Below are 2,133 nucleotides of genomic sequence, written 5' to 3'. Positions count from 1 at the left end.
TTTAAGTGGYGTCGCCGTGCAAGTGAATCTTATTAAAGATGATGCCAACGGCGATTACTGGGTGATCAGTGCAACCAGCGGTGTTTTTGACAATGTGACGGGGCAAGGTGTTAGCGTTATTAATCCGAGTTCACTTTCCGTTGTACTGACCTCATGGTGTAGTTCAATAAAGCAACCTGAACTGGATGCTCATGTACCCATGCCACCGGATTAATTCAACATTGATATATGATTTAAAAATAGGTTTTTAACAATTTTCAGGATGAAGGAAAATGAAATTTAAAATAGCGGGATGCATAACGATTTTATTCATAGCCCTTGGACAATGTGCGTACGCGACAGTGAATGCAGATGGCAGTTTATCACATTCATCTTCGGTTCCCCCTGTAAGTAAACCGGCTGACGCACCGCGAAATCCTTTCTCTGGTGGGGATAGTATCTCTGTTCTGACTCCGGCAACGGTGAGTGTCACGCTGACACTGAACAGTGGTGAACTGTTAAGTCAGGGAATTAAAACATGGGCAGAACAGGCGGGTTATAAACTGCTCTGGCAAAGCAAAAATGATTACTTAATTTATAGTCATATTGCCCTCGTGGGAAACAATGACGATGAAGTTCTGACAGAGTTAGGAAAGCTATTTTCTTCTGAAAACTACGGGTTGATTATTAAAAATTATCAGAAGAATCACGTATTACTTATTGATGATATGTAACGGAATTATTTCGGGATAGGGATATGAAAACCAAAATTGGATTAATGATAGCGTTTCTTCTCTTGCAAGGTTGCGCAGAAAGTTTCAACAAACAATTTTCACGTAGCAATGTGAAAGACGCTATACCTGGCGCGACGTCTGCGGATGAAATGAAGGTTAAGCCCTATGTGAAATATGACACGGCTTATTTAGGCACGAAAGTAGACTACAGTTCTACGCGTCAGATTTTACTGGCTAAAAAAGTCACCATAAATTCTTATGAACCTACAGACCTGAATACCGTTCTGGATGTATTGCTGGCGCAAACCGGGGTTAGCCACAGAATGAATTTGGCTATTCCTGGCCAGAAAGGAACTGATGCCGGCAAAGTCAGCATCGAGCCGCACAGCATCAATTTCACCGGAACCTTTGAAGAGTTCATGCGTTACATTTCCGCGCTGTACGATGTAAAAGCCAATCTGGATGAGAATAATATTCTTAAAATCGATGCTTATAGTGTCTATGCTATTAAGCTTGATTTTTATGGTGAGAACAATAAGTTCGAGGCCAGTCTGGACTTATCTAATGATGCAGTCAGTAACGGCGGACTGGAAGGAAAGTCTGAAACCAAATTCGAATCATCATTCTGGGATGATGTCGAAGACATGGCAGAGAAGTATGTTTCAAGCGGCATGTACAGTATTTTTAAAGATGCCTCCATTGTTACGCTTACCGGGCGTCCGTCAGAGTATAAAGTCCTGAGCGACGTCTTAAAAAAATATCAGGACGATAATAACCGGCAATTTGTCGTCACATACAAAATTTTCACTCTTAATAAAGAGAAATTGGAAGAGTACGGTGCTGGCCTGAATATGTCTTACATAGATGGGGGCAGCAGCGTCGTCATTGATACGTCAATGATGGATATGTTAGGGGGCGGTATGACTGTCGCTGGCGGCGCTGATCGTGCACTGAGTATCGATGCGAAGCTAAATGCCCTGTATTCACTTACCGGGAGTAAGGTGCTGCAAAGTGGTTCGTTTGTGACACGCAATAACACCCCCATTCCTCTCAACATGACTAATTCTCAGCACTACGTCTCAGGCCGTACCCGCACGGTGAATAAAGACAGCGGAGACGAGGATGTCGAGATCGAAACCGCTGAAATCATTACCGGCACCAGCTTTATTATTACTCCGCGTGTCATGACCGATGGTCGTGTCGAAGTCACCAGTGGATTTACCAAGAGCCAGTTAAACTCTATAGATGTGTTTGATACGGTTCAGTTACCCAATGTCACGACAACTGAAATGTTTAATTCAACAGCAGTGAACCCTGGTAGTTTACTGATGGTTGCAAAATATGAACTAAATGAATTAAGCAAAGACAAGGAATACCAGATGTTAGGTTATGGTCAAAGTACTGCTGACAATGAAAATAC

The 2,133-nt window shown here is 42.6% G+C and carries 2 protein-coding genes and 1 pseudogene; all 3 read left to right on the top strand.

Going from position 1 to position 2,133, the window contains the following annotated elements; translation table 11 throughout:
* Positions 1-214 (top strand): annotated as a pseudogene (locus AC1DUO_RS24325) (type II secretion system protein); the annotation flags it as partial.
* Between the two features lie 58 nt (positions 215-272).
* The gene (locus tag AC1DUO_RS24320) at positions 273-713 is read left to right on the top strand and encodes a TcpQ domain-containing protein (protein ID WP_240433015.1); all 441 of its coding nucleotides are present in this window, start codon (positions 273-275) and stop codon (positions 711-713) included.
* A 23-nt stretch (positions 714-736) separates the two neighbouring features.
* Positions 737-2,133, top strand: a 1,397-nt coding sequence (locus AC1DUO_RS24315; RefSeq protein ID WP_477989158.1) for a type II and III secretion system protein, incomplete at its 3' end; no start/stop codon positions are given.

The organism is Rahnella sp. P4_A8, from assembly GCF_056402435.1.
The sequence above is the reverse complement of the archived record's forward strand: the minus strand, read 5'-3'. Positions and strand labels throughout refer to the sequence as shown.